Origin of the sequence: Streptomyces sp. NPDC007088, assembly GCF_042869355.1 — a bacterium.
Lineage (GTDB): Bacteria > Actinomycetota > Actinomycetes > Streptomycetales > Streptomycetaceae > Streptomyces.
Map to the genome: position 1 here is coordinate 338,621 of NZ_JBIAFO010000002.1, position 16,236 is coordinate 354,856.

Below are 16,236 nucleotides of genomic sequence, written 5' to 3' on the forward strand. Positions count from 1 at the left end.
GCCCCCGATCAGCCCGGTCACGGTTCGAGCAGTGCCGCCGTCGCGTCGTCGTGCTGCTTGCCCGCCACCGGTGTGGTGGCCTCCAGGGCGCGGACCTCGTCGATCAGGGACTGCGGGCCCCGCGCGCGCAGGAGGTGGAAGAGGTCCGTCCAGGTGCCCCGGGAGAAGACGTCCACCCAGCGGCCCGCCCCGTCGGTCACCGCCGCGAAGGCGCGCAGCCGGGCCCTCGGCAGGGAGCCGGTGACGGCCAGTTCCGCCACCGAGGGGTCGGCGGCGGCGGTGAAGAAACCGCCCGGGGCGTTGCGCAGCGCCTCGACCCCGTCGACGTACGCGCGCGCGGCGGCGGCCCGCTCCGGGCTCCCGTCGGGGAGGGCGCGGACCGCGGCGCGCAGTGCGTCGATGTGTGGCGGCAGCCGGTCGAGCCGGTCGTCGAGGACCGGGACGACGGTGCCGTCGCTCTCCTCCAGCAGCAGCACCGAGTCCGACAGGACGAGGTACTCCAGGGCCGCGTCGTCCCAGCGGGCCAGCACCACGGTGGCCTGCGGTGTGCGCGGGTGAGAAAGGTCACAACCCGTTCGGTGAACCTCGGACGTGCGGAGGATGGACAGGCCAAGAATCTCCCGCAGCGTCAGATCCCCGCGCGAAACGGACAGTTCCGCCAGCGCCCCGCCCAGCCGCGCCGTGAACCACGGAACCGAGTGCTCGCATCCGCTCGGGCCCCGCGGCGGGGTGACCCCGTCCAGAAGGACCAGTGATCCTCCCTGACCGGAGGCGGGAAGCGTGACGGACAGGAAGTCCTCGTTGAGGTGGTCGGGCACGCTCGGCTCGGTGGCCAGTTCGATCCGCATGTCGACAGTCTGCACGAGCCCTTCACTCCAGCCCCCGGAATGTGGAGTCCTTCCAGGTCAGCGCCGGATTTCCGCCGGAATGATCAGCTCCGTCGGGAGGGGGCGGGGTATCTTGCCAAAGGCCGCGCGGCGCGTCCAACCGGCCCCCCGCGCGGTGCCGTGCTCGGCGGTGTGGGAACTTGCCCACCAACTCCCGGTGCATGTTCACTCCTTCGGGTGGCGGGGCAGGCGGTGCGCGCGACTACTTCCGCACAGGCACTGGAATGGTCGAGGACACGCGGACCGGGGGCGCCTGTGCTGACAAGCCGTCACCCAGGCGCAGGGGCAGGACGAGTCAGGAATGTGAGCACCGGTGCAGAAAACGCGGCCTCGGGGCAAGAGCGGATCACGGACCGAGGAGGTCACTGCCCAGGAGGGAACTGCGGAGCAGACCCCCGGGCAGGGTGCCGCACAGGTCCCCGGACCCAGGCGGGCCCCAGGACCGACGCGGCAGAACCAGGCGGGGCCCGCGGCCGAGGTGCCGCAGCCACCGGCCGGGCGCCGTATGCGGGTGCGCAGCAGGCTGGTGATCGCGGTGGCCGTGGTCGCCGCCGCCGTCGTGGGCGCCGGGGCCCCGGCGCTCGTCTCCGCCACGCGTGACGTCCACGAGTCGCAGCGGCTCGTGGATCTCGCGACCGTCGCCCAGCAGTCGATCGGGCTGGCCCAGTCGCTCGCCGACGAACGGGACGAGGTCACCGCCTACATCGCGGCGGGCCGGCCGCGCGGCGGCGGGCTCGCGGAGAACCGCAGCGCCCGGGTGGACCGCGCGATCCAGGAACTGAACGCCGCCGACGTCCCGGCCGATCTGCGCGCCGACCTCGACGCCGTGAACGGGGTGCGCCGTCAGGCCCTCACCGGCAAGGGCACCGCCCTGGCCGCCCACACCTCGTACTCCTCGGCGATCGCCCGGCTGCACACCGTCGTGGCGGAGCTGGCCGACCGGATGCCCGCACGGGCGGGGGGCGCCCCGCACGCGCTCGTCGACCTCGACGACGCGGTGGAGCAGGCCGGGATCGCCCGCGGCCTGCTGCTCGCCGCCTTCTCGGTACCCCGCGCCTCCGGCACCGACACCGTCATCGACCCGGTGACCGGACTGGCCACCGCCGTGCCCCGCCGCGACCCCGAGGCCGAGAAGCAGCGCGACGCGCTGAGCACCGCGGCCCAGCAGGCGCGGGTGCGGGAGGAGGGCGCGCTCGCCGACTTCCGCGCCGCCGCCCCCAAGGACCAGTCCGCCTCGTACGCCTCGACGGTCAACGGCGCCGACGTGGAGGTGGCGGAGAAGTACCTCAAGACCCTCACCGACCAGCCCACCCTGTCGCAGAGCGATCTCCGCCTGAGCCGCGACAAGGTGGACTCGGCGCTCACCGGGCGTCTGGAGCTGATGCGGGGCGTGGAGTCGGCGCTCGCCTCCGACCGCACGAAGCGCGTCGAGGCGCTGCGCGACGACGACGTGACCGGTCTGGAGATCCGGATCGCCCTGATCGGGGTCCTGCTGCTGGTCGCCGTCGGCGTCACGACGGGCACCGCCCGCTCGCTGACCCGCCCGCTCGCCGCGCTGCGGCTGGGGGCCGCCCGGGTGGCCGCCGACCCGGAGGCCGAGGAGCCGGTGCGCTTCAAGGGCCGCAACGACGAGTTCGCGCAGGTCGTGCACTCCGTCAACCTGCTGCACGCGCACGCCGTCGAACTGCACGAGCGCATCACCACGCTGGAGGCCGACCGCAAGCACCTCATCGGGCAGCGGCAGTCGATGGCCGACGAGCGCGAGTCCCTGCGCACCGCGCTCGCCGAGGCGAGTGCCCAGCTGGAGACGGCCAGGGGCTCGATCCAGGGCACCTTCGTGAACCTCGCGCTGCGCACCCTCGGCCTGGTCGAGCGTCAGCTCGCGGTCATCGAGGGCCTGGAGGAGCGCGAGCAGGACCCGGACCGTCTCGCGACCCTGTTCAAGCTCGACCACTTCGCGACCGTGATGCGCCGCCACAGCGAGAACCTGCTGGTCCTCGCCGGAGCCGACCACGGACTCCAGCACCCGGGCCCGGTTCCGCTGGTCGACGTGGTGCGCGCCGCGGTCAGCGAGATCGAGCGCTACGAACGGGTCCGGATCACCACTCTGCCGCCGCACGCCCACATCGCGGGCTTCTGCGCCGACGACCTCAGCCATCTGGTCGCCGAGCTGCTGGAGAACGCGACCACCTTCTCCCCGCCGGACGCCCAGGTGGAGGTCTGCGCCTGGCTCCTGGAGAACGGGGAGGTCATGCTCTCCGTCCAGGACGAGGGCATCGGTATGGCGGACGAGCGCCTCGGCGAGGTCAACAGGCTGCTCGCCGACTTCCGGCCGGGCGACACCCTCCAGCAGGAGGGCGGTGACGGTGGTCTCGGACTCGGCCTGTACGTCGTCGCCCGGCTCGCCTCCCGGCACGGCATCCGGGTCCGGCTGCGTGAGCAGAAGCAGGGCGGGACCGCCGCCGTCGTCGTGCTGCCGGCGCCCGTCCTCGCGAGTCCGGCCGCCGGGGTCGTGCCCCCGGGCAGCGGTGGCACGGTCCCCGGCGCCGCCCCCGCCGTGGCCCTGCCGGGTTCGGAGGCCGAGGCCAACTCCAACGAACTGCGGGGCAGGGGAGCGGAACCCGACCCCGCCCCGGCCACGCCCCCGGACGCCGCCGACCTCAACTCCAACCTCGACGCCGACGCCGACGCCGACGCCGACGCCGACGCCGACGCCGACGCCGACGCCGACGCCGACGCCGACGCCGACGCCGACGCCGCCTCCGCCGAGGAAGGCACCGCCCCCGCCGCGCCCGAGCACGCGCACGAGCCCGAAGCCGCGTCCGGACCCGCCTCGGGGCCTGGGGCCGCGTCCAGGAGGGCCGGGGAGGAGCCCGCCGCGGACGAGGACGCCGCCCCGCACCACGACCCGCTCATCGCCGCCGCCGAGCAGTCGGTACGCGAGGCGGAGGCCGGGGCGGTAGCGGGCGAGACGGCCACCACCGGCTTCGCGCCCGGGGCCCCCGCGGCCCCGGCCGCCACCGGCTCCGCCCCCGCGGCCCCTAAGCCGCCCGCCGCGGCCCCGGCCCCCGAACAGACGCCCTCGGCCGGTGCTCCCGGTCTCGCGTCGCGTCCCGTCGTGGAGACACCCGCCGAGACGACGATGGAGCTCCAGCTCCCGAAGCAGCCGGAGCGGGAGCCGGAGCCGGAGCAGCGGCCGCACACACCGCCCGGCCGGCAGCCGCGTACGCCGGACAGCCCCCGGGGCGGAAACCCCGCCCCCGTAGCCGCGCCGGCCGCGCAGCCGGTCCCCGCCCCAGCACCGCGACCCGCCGCGCCCGCCGGCCCGTACGCCATCGGGCCCGACGCCCACGAGCGCGTCCCGGACACCGCCGAGGCGGAGGCCGCCGCCGCCGAGCGGGTCGAGAAGTGGGACCGGGTCACCGACAAGGGGCTGCCCAAGCGCACCCCCAAGATCAGCGCCCCGACGCCGGCCGCCCGGCCCAGCGCGGGCGGGATCGACGCGGAGGCCCTGCGGCGCCGGCTCGGCGGCTTCCACCAGGGGGCCAAGGACGGCAGGCGCGACGTCGAGGCCGAGATGGCCGGGGAGACGGGCGCCGTACCTCGGCCGACGCGACCGGCCGACGAGGCCGGCGGCGCCCCCACCGACGACTCCACCGCAGGACTCACGGGGAACGCACGACCGCCGCACGCCGCCGACCCGACGGCACCGACCAGCGCGGATGCAGGACCAGATGCCACAGCCGAGGGGGACTCAGTCGAGGAGGCACGCAGTTGACTGCGCCCGGCCGTACCACGCGTACGGCAAGCACCATCGAGACATCCGCCGGGGCCCCGCGGCCGGACAGCCGCGGACTCAGCTCGGAGGCCCGTAACCTCCAGTGGCTGCTGACCAATCTGGTCGAGGAGGTGCCGGGCCTCCATTCGGTGGCCGTGGTCTCCTCGGACGGGCTGCTGCTGCTGTCCTCGGACCCGGGCACGGCCGCGCCGAGCCCCCAGGAGAAGCCCGAGGGCCCCAGGGGCTCCAGCGCCGACCTCGCCACCATCGTCTCCGGCCTCGGCAGCCTGTGCATCGGCGCCGCCCGCCTCATGGAGGCGGGGAACGTCAAGCAGACGATGGTCGCGATGGCGGAGGGCAGCCTCTTCGTCATGTCGATCAGCGACGGCTCACTGCTCGGCGTGCACGCCACCCCGGACTGCGACATGAGCGTCGTCGCGTACCACATGGCGCTCTTCGTCGGCCGGGCCGGGCACGTCCTCACCCCCGAACTCCGCAGCGAACTGCGCCAGTCGATGGAGAGCGTCCAGTGACCGAGCCCCGCAGTCCCAAGCTCCCCACCCGGGGGGCCGACCGCAAACCCGCGCGGGTCCGCCCGTACTCGCTCACCGGCGGACGCACCCGCTTCGGGCACGTCCTGCTGGTCGAGACCTTCGTCGCCGCCATCGAGGCGCCCGAGGCGCGGCCGGAGCTGACCAACGGCGACCTCGCCGGCAAGGTCATGCCCGAGATGCGGGCGATCGTCGAACTGTGCCGCAGAATGCGCACCGTCGCCGAGATCGCCGCCCTGCTCCGGATGCCTCTCGGCGTCGTCCGGGTACTGCTGAGCGACCTCGCCGACCAGGGAAAGATCCGCGTGTACGGAACCGGGCACGGCCCCGGTCAGCCCGACCGCGCACTGCTCGAAAGGGTGCTGAGTGGACTCCGCCGCCTCTGACCTCCTCACCCCGCCCGCGGCCCAGGCCGCCGAGGAGGTCCTCCAGCCGTGGCAGACGGACCGCACCCGTGCGCCCATCGCCACCAAGATCGTGGTGGCCGGTGGCTTCGGCGTCGGCAAGACGACGCTCGTCACCGCCGTCTCCGAGATCACGCCCCTGCAGACCGAGGCCCTGATGACCCGGGCCAGCGAGGACACCGACGACCTCACGGCGACGCCCGGCAAGTCCACGACCACCGTCGCCATGGACTTCGGCCGCATCACGCTCGACGACGACCTCGTGCTCTATCTGTTCGGCACGCCGGGCCAGCAGCGCTTCTGGTTCATGTGGGACGACCTCGTGCGCGGGGCCGTCGGCGCGGTCGTCCTCGCCGACACCCGCAGGCTCGACGACTGCTTCCCCGCCCTGGACTACTTCGAGAGCTGCGGGCTGCCGTACGTCGTCGCCGTGAACCACTTCGAGGGCAGCGAGGACTTCGAGCCCGCCGACGTCCGGGAGGCGCTGACCGTCCCCGCGCACGTACCTGTGATGATCATGGACGCGCGCCGACGGATACCGGTCATCGAGACGCTTCTCACGCTCGTCGGCCACGCACTCGACGTCCTGCCCGAATAGCCAAGGAGAACCGCCGCCATGCGGAAGATACTCGTCGTGGGAGCCGGACAGTCCGGCCTCCAGCTCGCCCTCGGACTGCAGTCGAACGGGTACGAGGTCACCCTCATGTCCAATCGCACGGCGGACGAGATCCGTTCGGGCCGGGTCATGTCCACCCAGTGCATGTTCCACACGGCGCTCCAGCACGAACGCGACCTCCAGCTCAACTTCTGGGAGAGCCAGGCGCCCCGCATCGAGGGCCTCGGCGTCTCCGTGGCCGCGCCCGACTCGTCCCGCGCCGTCGACTGGGTCGGCCGGCTCGACGGCTACGCGCAGTCCGTGGACCAGCGCGTGAAGATGGCCGGCTGGATGGAGACCTTCGCGCAGCGCGGCGGTCAGCTCGTCATCCACGGGGCGGCCGTCTCCGACCTCGACTACTTCGCGCGCACCTACGACCTCGTGCTGGTCTCGGCCGGCAAGGGCGAACTCGTGTCGATGTTCGAGCGCGACGCCTCCCGCTCGCCGTACGACGCCCCGCAGCGCGCGCTCGCCGTGGCCTACGTACACGGCCTCGGGCCGCGCCCCGAGCACCCCGAGTTCGACGCGGTGCGCTGCAATCTGGTGCCGGGCGTCGGCGAGTTGTTCGTCATGCCGACCCTCACCACCTCCGGCCGCGCCGACATCCTCTTCTGGGAGGGCGTCCCGGGCGGCCCGCTCGACGTCTTCAAGGGCGTCAAGGACCCCTCCGAGCACCTGGCCCTCACGCTGGAGCTGATGGAGAGGTACGTCCCCTGGGAGTACGCGCGCGCCACCAAGGTCGAGCTGACCGACGCGCACGGCACCCTCGCGGGCCGTTACGCGCCGACCGTGCGCAAGCCGGTCGGCCGGCTGCCCGGCGGCGGGGCGGTCCTCGGGGTCGCGGACGTCGTCGTGGCCAACGACCCGGTCACCGGCCAGGGCTCCAACTCGGCGTCGAAGTGCGCCGCCGCCTACCTCGGGGCGATCCTCGAACACGGCGACCGGCCCTTCGACGAGGAGTGGATGCGGTCCGCCTTCGACCGCTACTGGGACACCGCCCAGCACGTCACCAAGTGGACCAACGCGATGCTCGGCGTGCCGCCCGAGCACGTCCTCAACCTGATCGGCGCGGCCGGTCAGCTCCAGCCCGTCGCCGACCGTTTCGCGAACGGCTTCAACGACCCGGCCGACTTCGAGAACTTCTTCTACGAGCCGGAGAAGACGGCCGCCTTCCTGGAGTCGGCCGCCACCGCCTGACGGGGGGCCCGGCGGCACGCGTCCACCGGACGCGCCGTCCCGGTGGCACGTCCCCGGTCACCGGTCCGGCACCGCGCGGGGCCCGCTCGGGCGCCGCGCGCGTGCCGCCGCGCACCCGCTCGCGAAGGGCCCGCCACGCGAGAGCGCGTGGCGGGCCCGCCGTCTCTCACCTCCGGTCGCCCCTGCCCCAGCGCGACCGGTCCCGCTCCCTACCGATCGTCTTCGTGACCTACGGGCGCTCCGGTGTGCGGGGCCCCGTTCCCGGACTCCTGGGTACGGGCGCCGTCCACCGGCCGGGACCACGGCCAGCGCAGCCGGTCGATCCGCCCGGAGGGGTCGTGCAGGTAGCGCCAGCCGCGCGGCAGGCCGAGCCGCCTGCTCGGGGCGACCGGCTCGCGCCGGTACACGAGCACGGTCGGCGGACCACCCGCGGCGTCGGGCACCGGCACCTTGTACTGCTTGGGCGGCAGGCCGGTCGGACCGGTCAGCACGGGCAGCACCCGCCCGTCCAGCGGGCCGCCGACGAAGGGGACGTCCTCGGTTCTCACCCGTCCAGTGTCTCCCAGCGGCCCGTCCCTCCGGCTCCGGAGGGACGGACGGGGCGAAGAACCCCTGCTCAGGGGAGCAATCCGGAGGAGCGCCACATCCTGCGGCCGACACCCTGGAGCACCCCGATGTCGTCGAGGAAGTCGGTCAGCCGCTTCGCGCCGTTCTGCATCACCTCGCGGCGGTGCCCGCTCGCCTTGACCTGCTCCATCGCCTCGTGCTTGTCGAGCCCCACGTTGACGTACACCTGCGGGTTGACGAAGGCGGTGGAGAACACCCGGGCCGCCTCTCCGGAGGTGATCCGGGTCAGCCGGCGCTCCCACTTCGGCGCGGTCACCATCTGCCGCCGCAGCTCCTCACGGGCGTACCGCACGTGCCGGGCCTCCTCGACCACGTGGATACGGGTGACCCCGCGCACCAGGGTCTGCACCCGCTCGTCCGGGAAGGTCAGCCGCTGCATCCAGTCCAGGATCTCCTCGCCGAGCAGCGTGCACGCGAAGGAACCCGGCGTCGTGGAGACCGCCTTGAGGACGCGGGCCAGATTGTGGTTGAAGCGGGAGACCGGGTAGGCGGGGGCCCCGCCGGACTGGATCATCCGCGCGAACATCATCGAGTGCCGGCACTCGTCGGCGATCTCGGTCAGCGCGTACCGCACATGCGCGCTGGTCACCGGCTTGTCGTAGATGTGCCGCACGAGCAGCTGCATGAGGATCACCTCGAACCAGATGCCGAGCGAGGCGAGCGAGGCCGCCTCGTGCATGGCCAGTGCCATGCGCTGCTCCTCGGGCATCCTCCTCCACAGCGGCGTGTCGTACAGGGAGACCAGCTCGGGCGGCCAGAACCACTTCCCGTCCTCGAACGGCGCGTCCCAGTCCAGCTCCTTGTCCGGGTCGAAGGAGTGCTTGGCGGAGGACTCCAGCAGCCGTCTGGCCACCTGCTCCCGGTCCTTGAGCTCCCCGAGCGCGTCACGGAGAACCTCGACGTCCGTCATCGTCGCCATGCCGTCCCCATCTCTTCGTACCCATCCGGGTTACCGTCGGTCACACCACTATGAGACTGCGCGTCAGTAAGGGCGTCAATCCCCGTGCGCCGACTTTGCGCCGCGGGCCCGCCCGCGCGGGAACCACGGAAAGCGGTCAGGCCCGGTCCGCGCATGGCATACCGTTTCGGCCATGTCCATGCCCCCGGCGCCCGGAGCGGGCGATCCGCGTCAAGACCCGTACGGCTCGCACCCGTACGGCGCATCCCCGCCGCCCCCGCGGCAGCCGTCCGCGGACGGCCAGGAGCAGACCCCGTACGAGGAGCGGGCGTCCGCCTACGGGGAACAGCCGCCGGCTTACGGGGAGCAGCCGCAGGCCCCGTACGGGGAGCGGCCGCCCGCGTACGGCGATCCCCTCGCGCCGTACGGTGACACGTCCTCGCCGTACGGCGGCCCGCCCAGCCCGTACGGGGCGCAGCCCAGCCCGTACGGTGAGCAGCCCGCCGCGTACGGGAACGAGGCGTCACCGCCCTGGACTCCGGAGGGCCCGGCCCACGGCGGGCAGGGTGCCGCCTACGGCGCCCACGGGAGTCAGGCTCTCGCCGGTCAGTCCCAGCAGGCGGCGCCCCCCTACGGACAGCAGCCTCCCTACGGCGCGCAGCCCCCGTACGCCGCCCCGGCGGTCCCCGAGACCCCGTACGGTCAGCAACCGCCCTTCCCGCACCAGCCGTTCGGCGCCCCCGGGGTGCCCCCGGGCCCCGCGCCCTCCTCCGGGAAGCGGCGCGGGCTGCTGATCGGCGGGATCGCGGCCGGGGTGGTGGCCGTCCTCGTGGTCCTCGGTGTCGTCCTGGCCCTGTCCGGCGGCGAAGAGAAGAAGGACCCCTTCCCCGAGGCCCGCTTCCGGCTCGCCCCGCCCGTCAAGCTGCTCGGCGGTCAGTACGAGCGCGACCAGGACCTCTCGCAGAACGAGGGCGCCAAGATCGCCGAGGAGGCGGAGGGGGCGCGCGACGTCCGCGACGCGCAGGCCGTCGTCGTGACCTACCTCGCCGCCGACCAGGGCGAGGCGGGCGGCTCCCTGGTCGTCTCCGGGATGTACGGCCGGATCAAGAACCTCGACGGCACCCGCCGCAGCATGCTCAAGGGCGCGGGCGAGGCGAAGGGCGCGAGGATCGACGTACCCGCCAAGGACTTCCCGGGCAAGGGCGGTTCGGGCGTCACCGTCAGCTGCCAGACGATGACCAGCACCCAGGGGGCGGTGCGCATCACCTTCCCGATGTGCGCGTGGGCCGACGGCAACACGGCCGCCTCGATCGCCGAGATCACCCCGGAGTCCGTGGGCCGGAGCCCGAAGGACGTGGATCTCGCGAAGGCGGCCGAACGCGCCTCCCGGGCGCGCGGCGAGATGGTCAAGCCGCGAGGCTGAGTCCGGCGGCCTCCGGGGGCGGGCGGGAGTGGGAGACGGGGAGGCGGCTGGTCCCGGAAGGGACACCACCGCTCGCGTCCCCGTGTCCTCGCGTCCCCGTGTCCTCGGTCCCCGCGTCCCACGGCGCCGCAGGAGGCGCGAGCGACCCCCGCCACATGCCCGCGCCCCGGGTACGCGCCCCGGTACGCGCCCCGGGTACGCGCCCCCTCGCCTCCCTACCTCTTCTCGTCCTCCCGGGCCCTGAGCGCCGCCTGCATGACCGAGCGCGCGATCGGTGCCGCGTTCCCGCCCCCGCTGATGTCGCCCCGGTCCGCCGAGGCGTCCTCGACCACGACGGCGACCGCGACCTGCGGGGAGGGCGCGTCGGCCGCCTGCGCCCAGGACACGAACCACGCGTAGGGCGTGCCCTTGTTGCCGACCCCGTGCTGCGCCGTCCCGGTCTTCCCGCCGACCTGGACGCCGGGGATCGCGGCCCGCCCGCCCGTGCCCCGCTCCACCGCGTCGACCATCAACTCCCGCAGCCGCGCCGCGGTGTACGGCGTCATCGCCCGGTACAGGTCCCGCGGCCCCGGCTCGCTCACGACATCGCCGCCGTGCGTGACCGTCCGCCGTACGAGCTGCGGCTGCGGCACCGAGCCACCGCCCGCGACGGCCCCCGCGACCATCGCCATCTGGAGCGGTGTGGCCCGCGTGTCGTACTGCCCGATCGCGGACAGCGCGAGCTGGGCCCGGTCCAGCGAGGTGTCGAAATTGCTCGCCGCGACGTGGAAGGGGATGCGCAGCCCCTGGTCGTTGAAGCCGAAGCCCCGCGCCGTACGCGCCATGTCCCGCAGCCCGGTACGCACGCCGAGCGCCGCGAACACCGTGTTGCAGGACCACTGGAAGGCGTACCGCAGGGAGGCGTTCTGGCAGCCCTCGACCTCGTTCGACAGCGAGGTCGAGGTGCCCGGCAGGGTGTACGGGTCCCGGGAGCGGGTCGGCTCGTCGACGTCCCGGACGGCGCCCGCGTCCAGCGCCGCGGCCGCCGTCACGATCTTGAAAGTGGAGCCGGGCGGGTACGTCTGCGCGATCGCCCGGTTCAGCATGGGCTGCGCCGGATCGCTGAGCAGCCTGTTCCACGCGCCGGTCACCGAGCGGCCCGTCCCCGACAGCCGCGCGGGATCGTACGAGGGGGAACTGACCAGGGCGAGCACCCGCCCCGTGGTCGGCTCGATCGCGGCGACCGCCCCCGTACGCCCCGCGAGCCCCGCGAAGGCCGCCCGCTGCACGCCCGGCTCGATCGTGGTCACGACGTCGCCGCCCCGGCTGCGGGAGCGGGTCAGCTCGTTCCACAGCGGGAACGGGGACAGCGCCGGATCGCTCCCCGCCAGCAGCGGGTCCTCGGTCCGCTCCAGGAGGGTGCTGCCGAAGACCTGCGAGGTGTACCCCGTGACCGGCGCGTACAACGGGCCCTGGCGGTACGTGCGTTCATAACGCAGCAACTCGCCCGTGTCGCGGGAGCCGGTCACCGGGGAGCCGCCGACCAGGATGTCGCCCCGAGGCTGCCCGTACCGGGCGATGGAGGCGCGCCGGTTGGCCTGGTTGTCGTCGTAACCCTGCGCCCGGAACACCTGGACCCGGGTGGCGTTGAGCAGCAGCGCGACGAGCAGCACCAGGCACAGCGCGGCGGCCCGCCTGATGTACCGCGTCATGTCCGGTCCACCTCCGGAGTCCGGGCCTCCCGCGCCTCCACGGGCTCGGCGCCGGGCGGCAGCCCCCGCGCCGAGTCGCTCATCCGGATCAGCAGGGCGACGATGACCCAGTTGGTGACGACGGAGGAGCCGCCCTGCGCGAGGAAGGGCATGGCCATCCCGGTCAGCGGGATCAGCCCCGTCACCCCGCCCGCGATGACGAAGACCTGGAGCGCCACGATGGAGGCGAGACCGGTCGCGAGCAGGCGCCCGAAGGGGTCGCGCAGCGCGAGGGCGGTGCGGTAACCGCGCTCCACGAGCAGCGCGTACAGCAGGAACAGCGCCGTCAGGCCGGCGAGCCCCAGCTCCTCCCCGGCGGTCGCGAGGATGAAGTCGGACTTCACGGCGAAACCGATGAGCGCCGAGTGCCCCGCGCCCAGGCCCGTGCCCAGCACCCCGCCGGCCGCGAAGGCGAACAGCGACTGGGCGAGCTGGCTGGGCCCGCGCCCGGCCTCGATCGTGGCGAAGGGGTGGAGCCAGTCCTCCACCCGCTGGTGGACGTGCGGTTCGAGGGAGCCCACGGCGAAGGCCCCGAGGGCCGCCAGCAGCAGCCCCACCGCGATCCATCCGGTACGGCCGGTCGCCACGTACAGCACGATGACGAACAGGCCGAAGAACAGCAGCGAGGTGCCGAGGTCCCGCTCCAGCACCAGGACGCCGACGCTCAGCAGCCACACCGCGACGATCGGCCCGAGCACCCGGCCGCTCGGCAGCCGCACCCGCCAGATCAGCCGCCCCGTGAAACGCAGCGCGTTCCGGTTGGCCGCGAGATAGCTCGCGAAGAACACGGCGAGCAGCACCTTCGCGAACTCCCCCGGCTGGAGCGAGAAGTCACCGGCCCGGATCCAGATCCGGGCCCCGTTCACCGAGGGGAAGAAGATCGGCACGATCATCAGCACGAGCGCCGCGACCATCGACAGGTACGCGAGGCGCCGCAACGCGCGGTGGTCGCGCAACAGGGCCACGACCAGGATGAACAACCCGACCCCGACGGTGGACCAGACGAGTTGCGCGGGCGCCGCACGGTCGCCCGGCGTCTGGAGGTCCAGCCGGTGGATGAGGACCAGGCCCACCCCGTTGAGCAGTACCGCGATCGGCAGCGGCAGCGGATCGGCGTACGGGGCGCACAGCCGTACGGCGAGGTGCGCGAGCAGCGCGAGACCGCCGAGCCCCGCCCCGTAGCCGAGCGTGTCCGGGGGAGCGGCGCCCTCGCGGGTCAGCCCCACGACGAGGTAGCCGAACACGGACAGGACGACGGCGAGCACGACGAGCGTCAGCTCGACGCCCCGCCGCCGGGGCGGAAGCGTGGCGGCGCCGGGGAGCGGGGGCGCGCTGCTCGTTCCGGTCATGCCGGGAACGTAGCAAGCGACATACCTAATGTCCCGTTATGTCGGCTCCCTCGGGTCGGCCGGTACGGCCCGCTCGGCCGGTAGGGCCGACAGCCGGCTCGGGCCGACCGGCCGACGGCCCGAACCTCCGCTCCCCGCCGGTGCGCGGGTGCCGCTCAGCACCAGCGCGGGGCCGCGCCGACGGTCTTGACGTAGCGCGCCGAGCCCCAGGCCCAGGTTCCGTCCGTGAGCAGGTACCACGTGGTGTCCTGGTCCACCGTGTCGCCCGAGGTCCGGCAGTAGATGCGCACGGTGGCCCCGTACGGCACGTGGCGGATCACGGCGCTGTCCCGCGTGGGCGCGTCCCGCAGCAGCAGCCCGCCCCGCGCGACCACCTGCCCCTCCGTACCGACCTTCGGCGCGGACTGGTCGGCGCTGGTGGTGGAGCCGCCCTGCCCCCGGGGGTCCCCGGCCGCCCCGGCGGGCGAGGCCGCGCCGAGGGCCAGGGCCCCGGCGAGCAGCCCGCAGGCGGCGGCCGCGCGAAGGCGGGAGACGTGGAGGGGGGCCCGCAGGGGGGTGGTCGTCGTGGTCGGGCGGAGAGTGGCGCTGCGGAAGGACATGACGGCTCCAGTGGCGCGATGACCGAAAGTGACGACGAGCGGGCGTCACCTGCCCGATTCGCCTGATTAACGCTAAAAGCGATACGGAGAGAGCGCAATCGGCCACAGGGAGTGAAAGCGGCGGTGAGCGCGGTGCCGCAGGGGCCCCGGTGTCCGCCGAGGCGGCCCCCGGTCCCCCCGGTCCGGTGCCGCCGGGGCGGGCACCGGGACGCCGCCCGCGCCGCGGGTCCCGCTCACTCCCCTTCCGGCAGCCGGAAGCGCACGACCTCGACGGTGCCCTGCCGGGTGGTCTCCCGCCGCACCTCGACCACCGCGCCGGCGGCCACCCTCTCGTACGCCGTCTCGCCGGTCCCGGCGGCCGTGACCGTCCCCCGGCCGCCCTCGGCGGGCGGCAGCAGGGCGGCGGCCCGTGAGCGCAGGGCCGGCGCCAAGGGGGTGGAGGCCACCGGGGACCCGTCCCCGGGCAGGGCCAGGACGAGCAGCCGCGGCCTCGCGCGGCCACCGACGAAGCCGAGCACGAGGGCGTCCAGGGTGTCCCGGTGCCGCAGCTTGAGCCAGCCGCGCCGCCCGCCCCGGTACGCCTCGTCGAGCCGCTTCGCGACCAGCCCCTCCACGCCGGTGCCGGCCAGGGAGGCGTACCAGTGCCGCGCGGTCGCCCGGTCCTCGGTCACCGGGACCGCCTGGAGCGGGGGCCCGAGCGGGGCGAGCGTCTCGGCCAGCAGCGCGCGGCGCCGCTCGTACGGCAGGGAGCGCACGTCCTCGCCGCCCACGGCCAGCACGTCGAAGGCCGCGTACGAGGCGGGCAGCGCCCGTGCCAGGACGGCGGAACGGGCCACGGTGGCGGCGGCCCGGCGCTGCACGGCCGCGAAGTCGGTGTGCCCGTCCGTCCACACCACGACCTCCCCGTCCAGCACGGTCCCCGGCGGCAGCGCGAGCGCGGCGGCCACGAGATCGGGGAAGGCCCGTGTGACCAGCCGCCCGGAGCGCGCCTGAAGCACCACCTGGCCCCCGCCCCCCGGGTCCCCGGAGGCTTCCTCGGCGCCCTGAGTGTCCTGAGCGTCCCGGAACACGAGCATCCGGTGCCCGTCGAACTTCGGCTCGAAGGCCCAGCGTCCGCCCTCGGGCAGCTCGGACACGGACTCCGCGAGAGCGACCCGCAGCGGTGGCCGCAGCCCGCGCGGCAACGCGCCGCCACGGTGCTTTGGCGCGCTCACGGCAGCGCCCCCGCCCCCTCGCCGCTCACCAGGGGCGCGAGCAGCTCCCCGTACCGCTCCAGGCGCCCCGGCACCTGCCCGGCGAGGACGACGAGGTCCTCGGGCCGCTCGCAGCCCTCGACCTCCTCCCAGGTGACCGGCGCCGAGACGGTCGGCTCGGGCCGGGCGCGCAGGGTGTACGGGGTCGCGGTGGTCTTCGCGGCGGCGTTCTGGCTGAAGTCCACGAAGACCTTCCCGGCCCGCAGACTCCGCTTCATCCGGTGCACGACCAGCTCGGGCAGCTCCCGCTCGGCGGTGACCGCGAGGCGTTTCGCGTACGCGGTCACGGTGGCCGAAGCGACCGGTTCGAGCGGCGCGAGCAGGTGCAGGCCCTTGCTGCCCGAGGTCTTCGCGTACGCCGTCAGCCCGTCCGAGGCCAGCCGCTCCCGCAGCCACAGGGCGACCCGGCAGCACTCGACGACGCTCGCGGGCTCCCCGGGGTCCAGATCGAGAACGAGCCGGTCGGCGAGGTCCGGCCGGTCGACGCACCACTGCGGCGTATGGAACTCCGTCACCAGATTGGCCGCCCACATGAGCGAGGGCAGATCGTCGACCACCACCTGTCGCCCCCTGCCGTCGGACCGCACCACGGTCGCCGTCCGCACCCACTCGGGCGCCCCGGGCGGCGGGTTCTTGCTGAAGAACCGCTCTCCCGTCACCCCGTCCGGATACCGCAGGAAGGAGGCCGCGCGCCCCCGCAGGTGGGGGAGCAGGGCCTCCTCCACGGTCGCGTAGTAGTGCAGCAGCTCCCCCTTGGTGAAGCCGCTGTCCGGATACAGCACCTTCTCCAGGTTGCTGAGCGCGAGCTGCCGCCCCGCCACGCGAGCGAAAGGAGTCATAAGATATGAATCCCACAAAAACACGCCGCTAACCGGATAAAGCGAG

The 16,236-nt window shown here is 74.0% G+C and carries 14 protein-coding genes; 6 read left to right on the plus strand and 8 right to left on the minus strand.

Annotated features, from left to right (window positions below; all coding sequences use genetic code 11):
- Positions 1-17: 17 nt before the first annotated feature.
- The gene (locus ACFYMP_RS04585) at positions 18-848 is read right to left on the minus strand and encodes a hypothetical protein (RefSeq protein ID WP_388851001.1); all 831 of its coding nucleotides are present in this window, start codon (positions 846-848) and stop codon (positions 18-20) included.
- A gap of 544 nt (positions 849-1,392) precedes the next feature.
- On the opposite strand from ACFYMP_RS04585, the gene ACFYMP_RS04590 reads away from it, so the two are divergent.
- From ACFYMP_RS04590 to ACFYMP_RS04610, 5 genes are read left to right on the plus strand one after another with little or no spacing between them, the layout of a single operon-like run.
- Complete coding sequence (locus ACFYMP_RS04590) at positions 1,393-4,665, plus strand: nitrate- and nitrite sensing domain-containing protein (protein ID WP_388851004.1); 3,273 nt, start codon at positions 1,393-1,395, stop codon at positions 4,663-4,665.
- 35 nt (positions 4,666-4,700) lie between these two features.
- A complete protein-coding gene (locus ACFYMP_RS04595) occupies positions 4,701-5,198 on the plus strand; it encodes a roadblock/LC7 domain-containing protein (RefSeq protein WP_388851007.1) in 498 nt (165 codons plus the stop codon).
- The gene (locus tag ACFYMP_RS04600) at positions 5,195-5,602 is read left to right on the plus strand and encodes a DUF742 domain-containing protein (RefSeq protein WP_388850396.1); all 408 of its coding nucleotides are present in this window, start codon (positions 5,195-5,197) and stop codon (positions 5,600-5,602) included. Before ACFYMP_RS04595 ends, ACFYMP_RS04600 begins: the two co-directional genes overlap by 4 nt.
- Positions 5,583-6,218 (plus strand): ATP/GTP-binding protein, encoded by a 636-nt coding sequence (locus ACFYMP_RS04605; protein WP_388850399.1) that lies wholly within the window; start codon positions 5,583-5,585, stop codon positions 6,216-6,218. The genes ACFYMP_RS04600 and ACFYMP_RS04605 overlap by 20 nt, the downstream gene beginning before the upstream one ends.
- 18 nt (positions 6,219-6,236) lie before the next feature.
- Positions 6,237-7,472: a styrene monooxygenase/indole monooxygenase family protein gene (locus ACFYMP_RS04610; RefSeq protein ID WP_388850402.1), complete on the plus strand. Its 1,236-nt coding sequence runs from the start codon at positions 6,237-6,239 to the stop codon at positions 7,470-7,472.
- Positions 7,473-7,681: 209 nt separating this feature from the next.
- Here ACFYMP_RS04610 and ACFYMP_RS04615 read toward each other — a convergent pair whose 3' ends face one another.
- Both ACFYMP_RS04615 and ACFYMP_RS04620 read right to left on the minus strand, forming a co-directional pair.
- Positions 7,682-8,020, minus strand: a complete 339-nt coding sequence (locus tag ACFYMP_RS04615; RefSeq protein ID WP_388850405.1) for a hypothetical protein — start codon at positions 8,018-8,020, stop codon at positions 7,682-7,684.
- A gap of 68 nt (positions 8,021-8,088) precedes the next feature.
- On the minus strand, positions 8,089-9,018 hold the full coding sequence (locus ACFYMP_RS04620; RefSeq protein ID WP_388850408.1) for a diiron oxygenase: 930 nt from the start codon (positions 9,016-9,018) through the stop codon (positions 8,089-8,091).
- Between the two features lie 172 nt (positions 9,019-9,190).
- Here ACFYMP_RS04620 and ACFYMP_RS04625 point away from each other — a divergent pair, with 172 nt between their 5' ends.
- Entirely contained in the window at positions 9,191-10,420 is a 1,230-nt protein-coding gene (locus ACFYMP_RS04625) for a hypothetical protein (RefSeq protein WP_388850411.1), read from the plus strand.
- A 215-nt stretch (positions 10,421-10,635) separates the two neighbouring features.
- Here the strand turns inward: ACFYMP_RS04625 and ACFYMP_RS04630 are convergent, their stop codons facing one another.
- From ACFYMP_RS04630 to ligD, 5 genes are all read right to left on the minus strand, one after another.
- Complete coding sequence (locus ACFYMP_RS04630) at positions 10,636-12,111, minus strand: penicillin-binding transpeptidase domain-containing protein (protein ID WP_388850414.1); 1,476 nt, start codon at positions 12,109-12,111, stop codon at positions 10,636-10,638.
- A complete protein-coding gene (locus ACFYMP_RS04635) occupies positions 12,108-13,499 on the minus strand; it encodes an FtsW/RodA/SpoVE family cell cycle protein (protein ID WP_388850417.1) in 1,392 nt (463 codons plus the stop codon). The genes ACFYMP_RS04630 and ACFYMP_RS04635 overlap by 4 nt, the downstream gene beginning before the upstream one ends.
- Positions 13,500-13,654: 155 nt before the next feature.
- Positions 13,655-14,098: an SH3 domain-containing protein gene (locus ACFYMP_RS04640; protein ID WP_388850420.1), complete on the minus strand. Its 444-nt coding sequence runs from the start codon at positions 14,096-14,098 to the stop codon at positions 13,655-13,657.
- A gap of 233 nt (positions 14,099-14,331) precedes the next feature.
- Positions 14,332-15,312, minus strand: a complete 981-nt coding sequence (locus ACFYMP_RS04645; RefSeq protein ID WP_388850423.1) for an ATP-dependent DNA ligase — start codon at positions 15,310-15,312, stop codon at positions 14,332-14,334.
- Positions 15,309-16,190: a non-homologous end-joining DNA ligase gene (ligD, locus tag ACFYMP_RS04650; protein WP_388850426.1), complete on the minus strand. Its 882-nt coding sequence runs from the start codon at positions 16,188-16,190 to the stop codon at positions 15,309-15,311. The genes ACFYMP_RS04645 and ligD overlap by 4 nt, the downstream gene beginning before the upstream one ends.
- Positions 16,191-16,236 lie beyond the last annotated feature (46 nt).

Bases quoted from the DNA above. Each gene is read 5' to 3' on its own strand.
- ACFYMP_RS04585 (WP_388851001.1), bottom strand. From the start codon at position 848: ATGCGGATCGAACTGGCCACCGAGCCGAGCGTGCCCGACCACCTCAAC.
- ACFYMP_RS04590 (WP_388851004.1), top strand. From the start codon at position 1,393: ATGCGGGTGCGCAGCAGGCTGGTGATCGCGGTGGCCGTGGTCGCCGCC.
- ACFYMP_RS04610 (WP_388850402.1), top strand. From the start codon at position 6,237: ATGCGGAAGATACTCGTCGTGGGAGCCGGACAGTCCGGCCTCCAGCTC.
- ACFYMP_RS04620 (WP_388850408.1), bottom strand. From the start codon at position 9,018: ATGGCGACGATGACGGACGTCGAGGTTCTCCGTGACGCGCTCGGGGAG.
- ACFYMP_RS04625 (WP_388850411.1), top strand. From the start codon at position 9,191: ATGTCCATGCCCCCGGCGCCCGGAGCGGGCGATCCGCGTCAAGACCCG.
- ACFYMP_RS04630 (WP_388850414.1), bottom strand. From the start codon at position 12,111: ATGACGCGGTACATCAGGCGGGCCGCCGCGCTGTGCCTGGTGCTGCTC.
- ACFYMP_RS04635 (WP_388850417.1), bottom strand. From the start codon at position 13,499: ATGACCGGAACGAGCAGCGCGCCCCCGCTCCCCGGCGCCGCCACGCTT.
- ACFYMP_RS04640 (WP_388850420.1), bottom strand. From the start codon at position 14,098: ATGTCCTTCCGCAGCGCCACTCTCCGCCCGACCACGACGACCACCCCC.
- ligD (WP_388850426.1), bottom strand. From the start codon at position 16,190: ATGACTCCTTTCGCTCGCGTGGCGGGGCGGCAGCTCGCGCTCAGCAAC.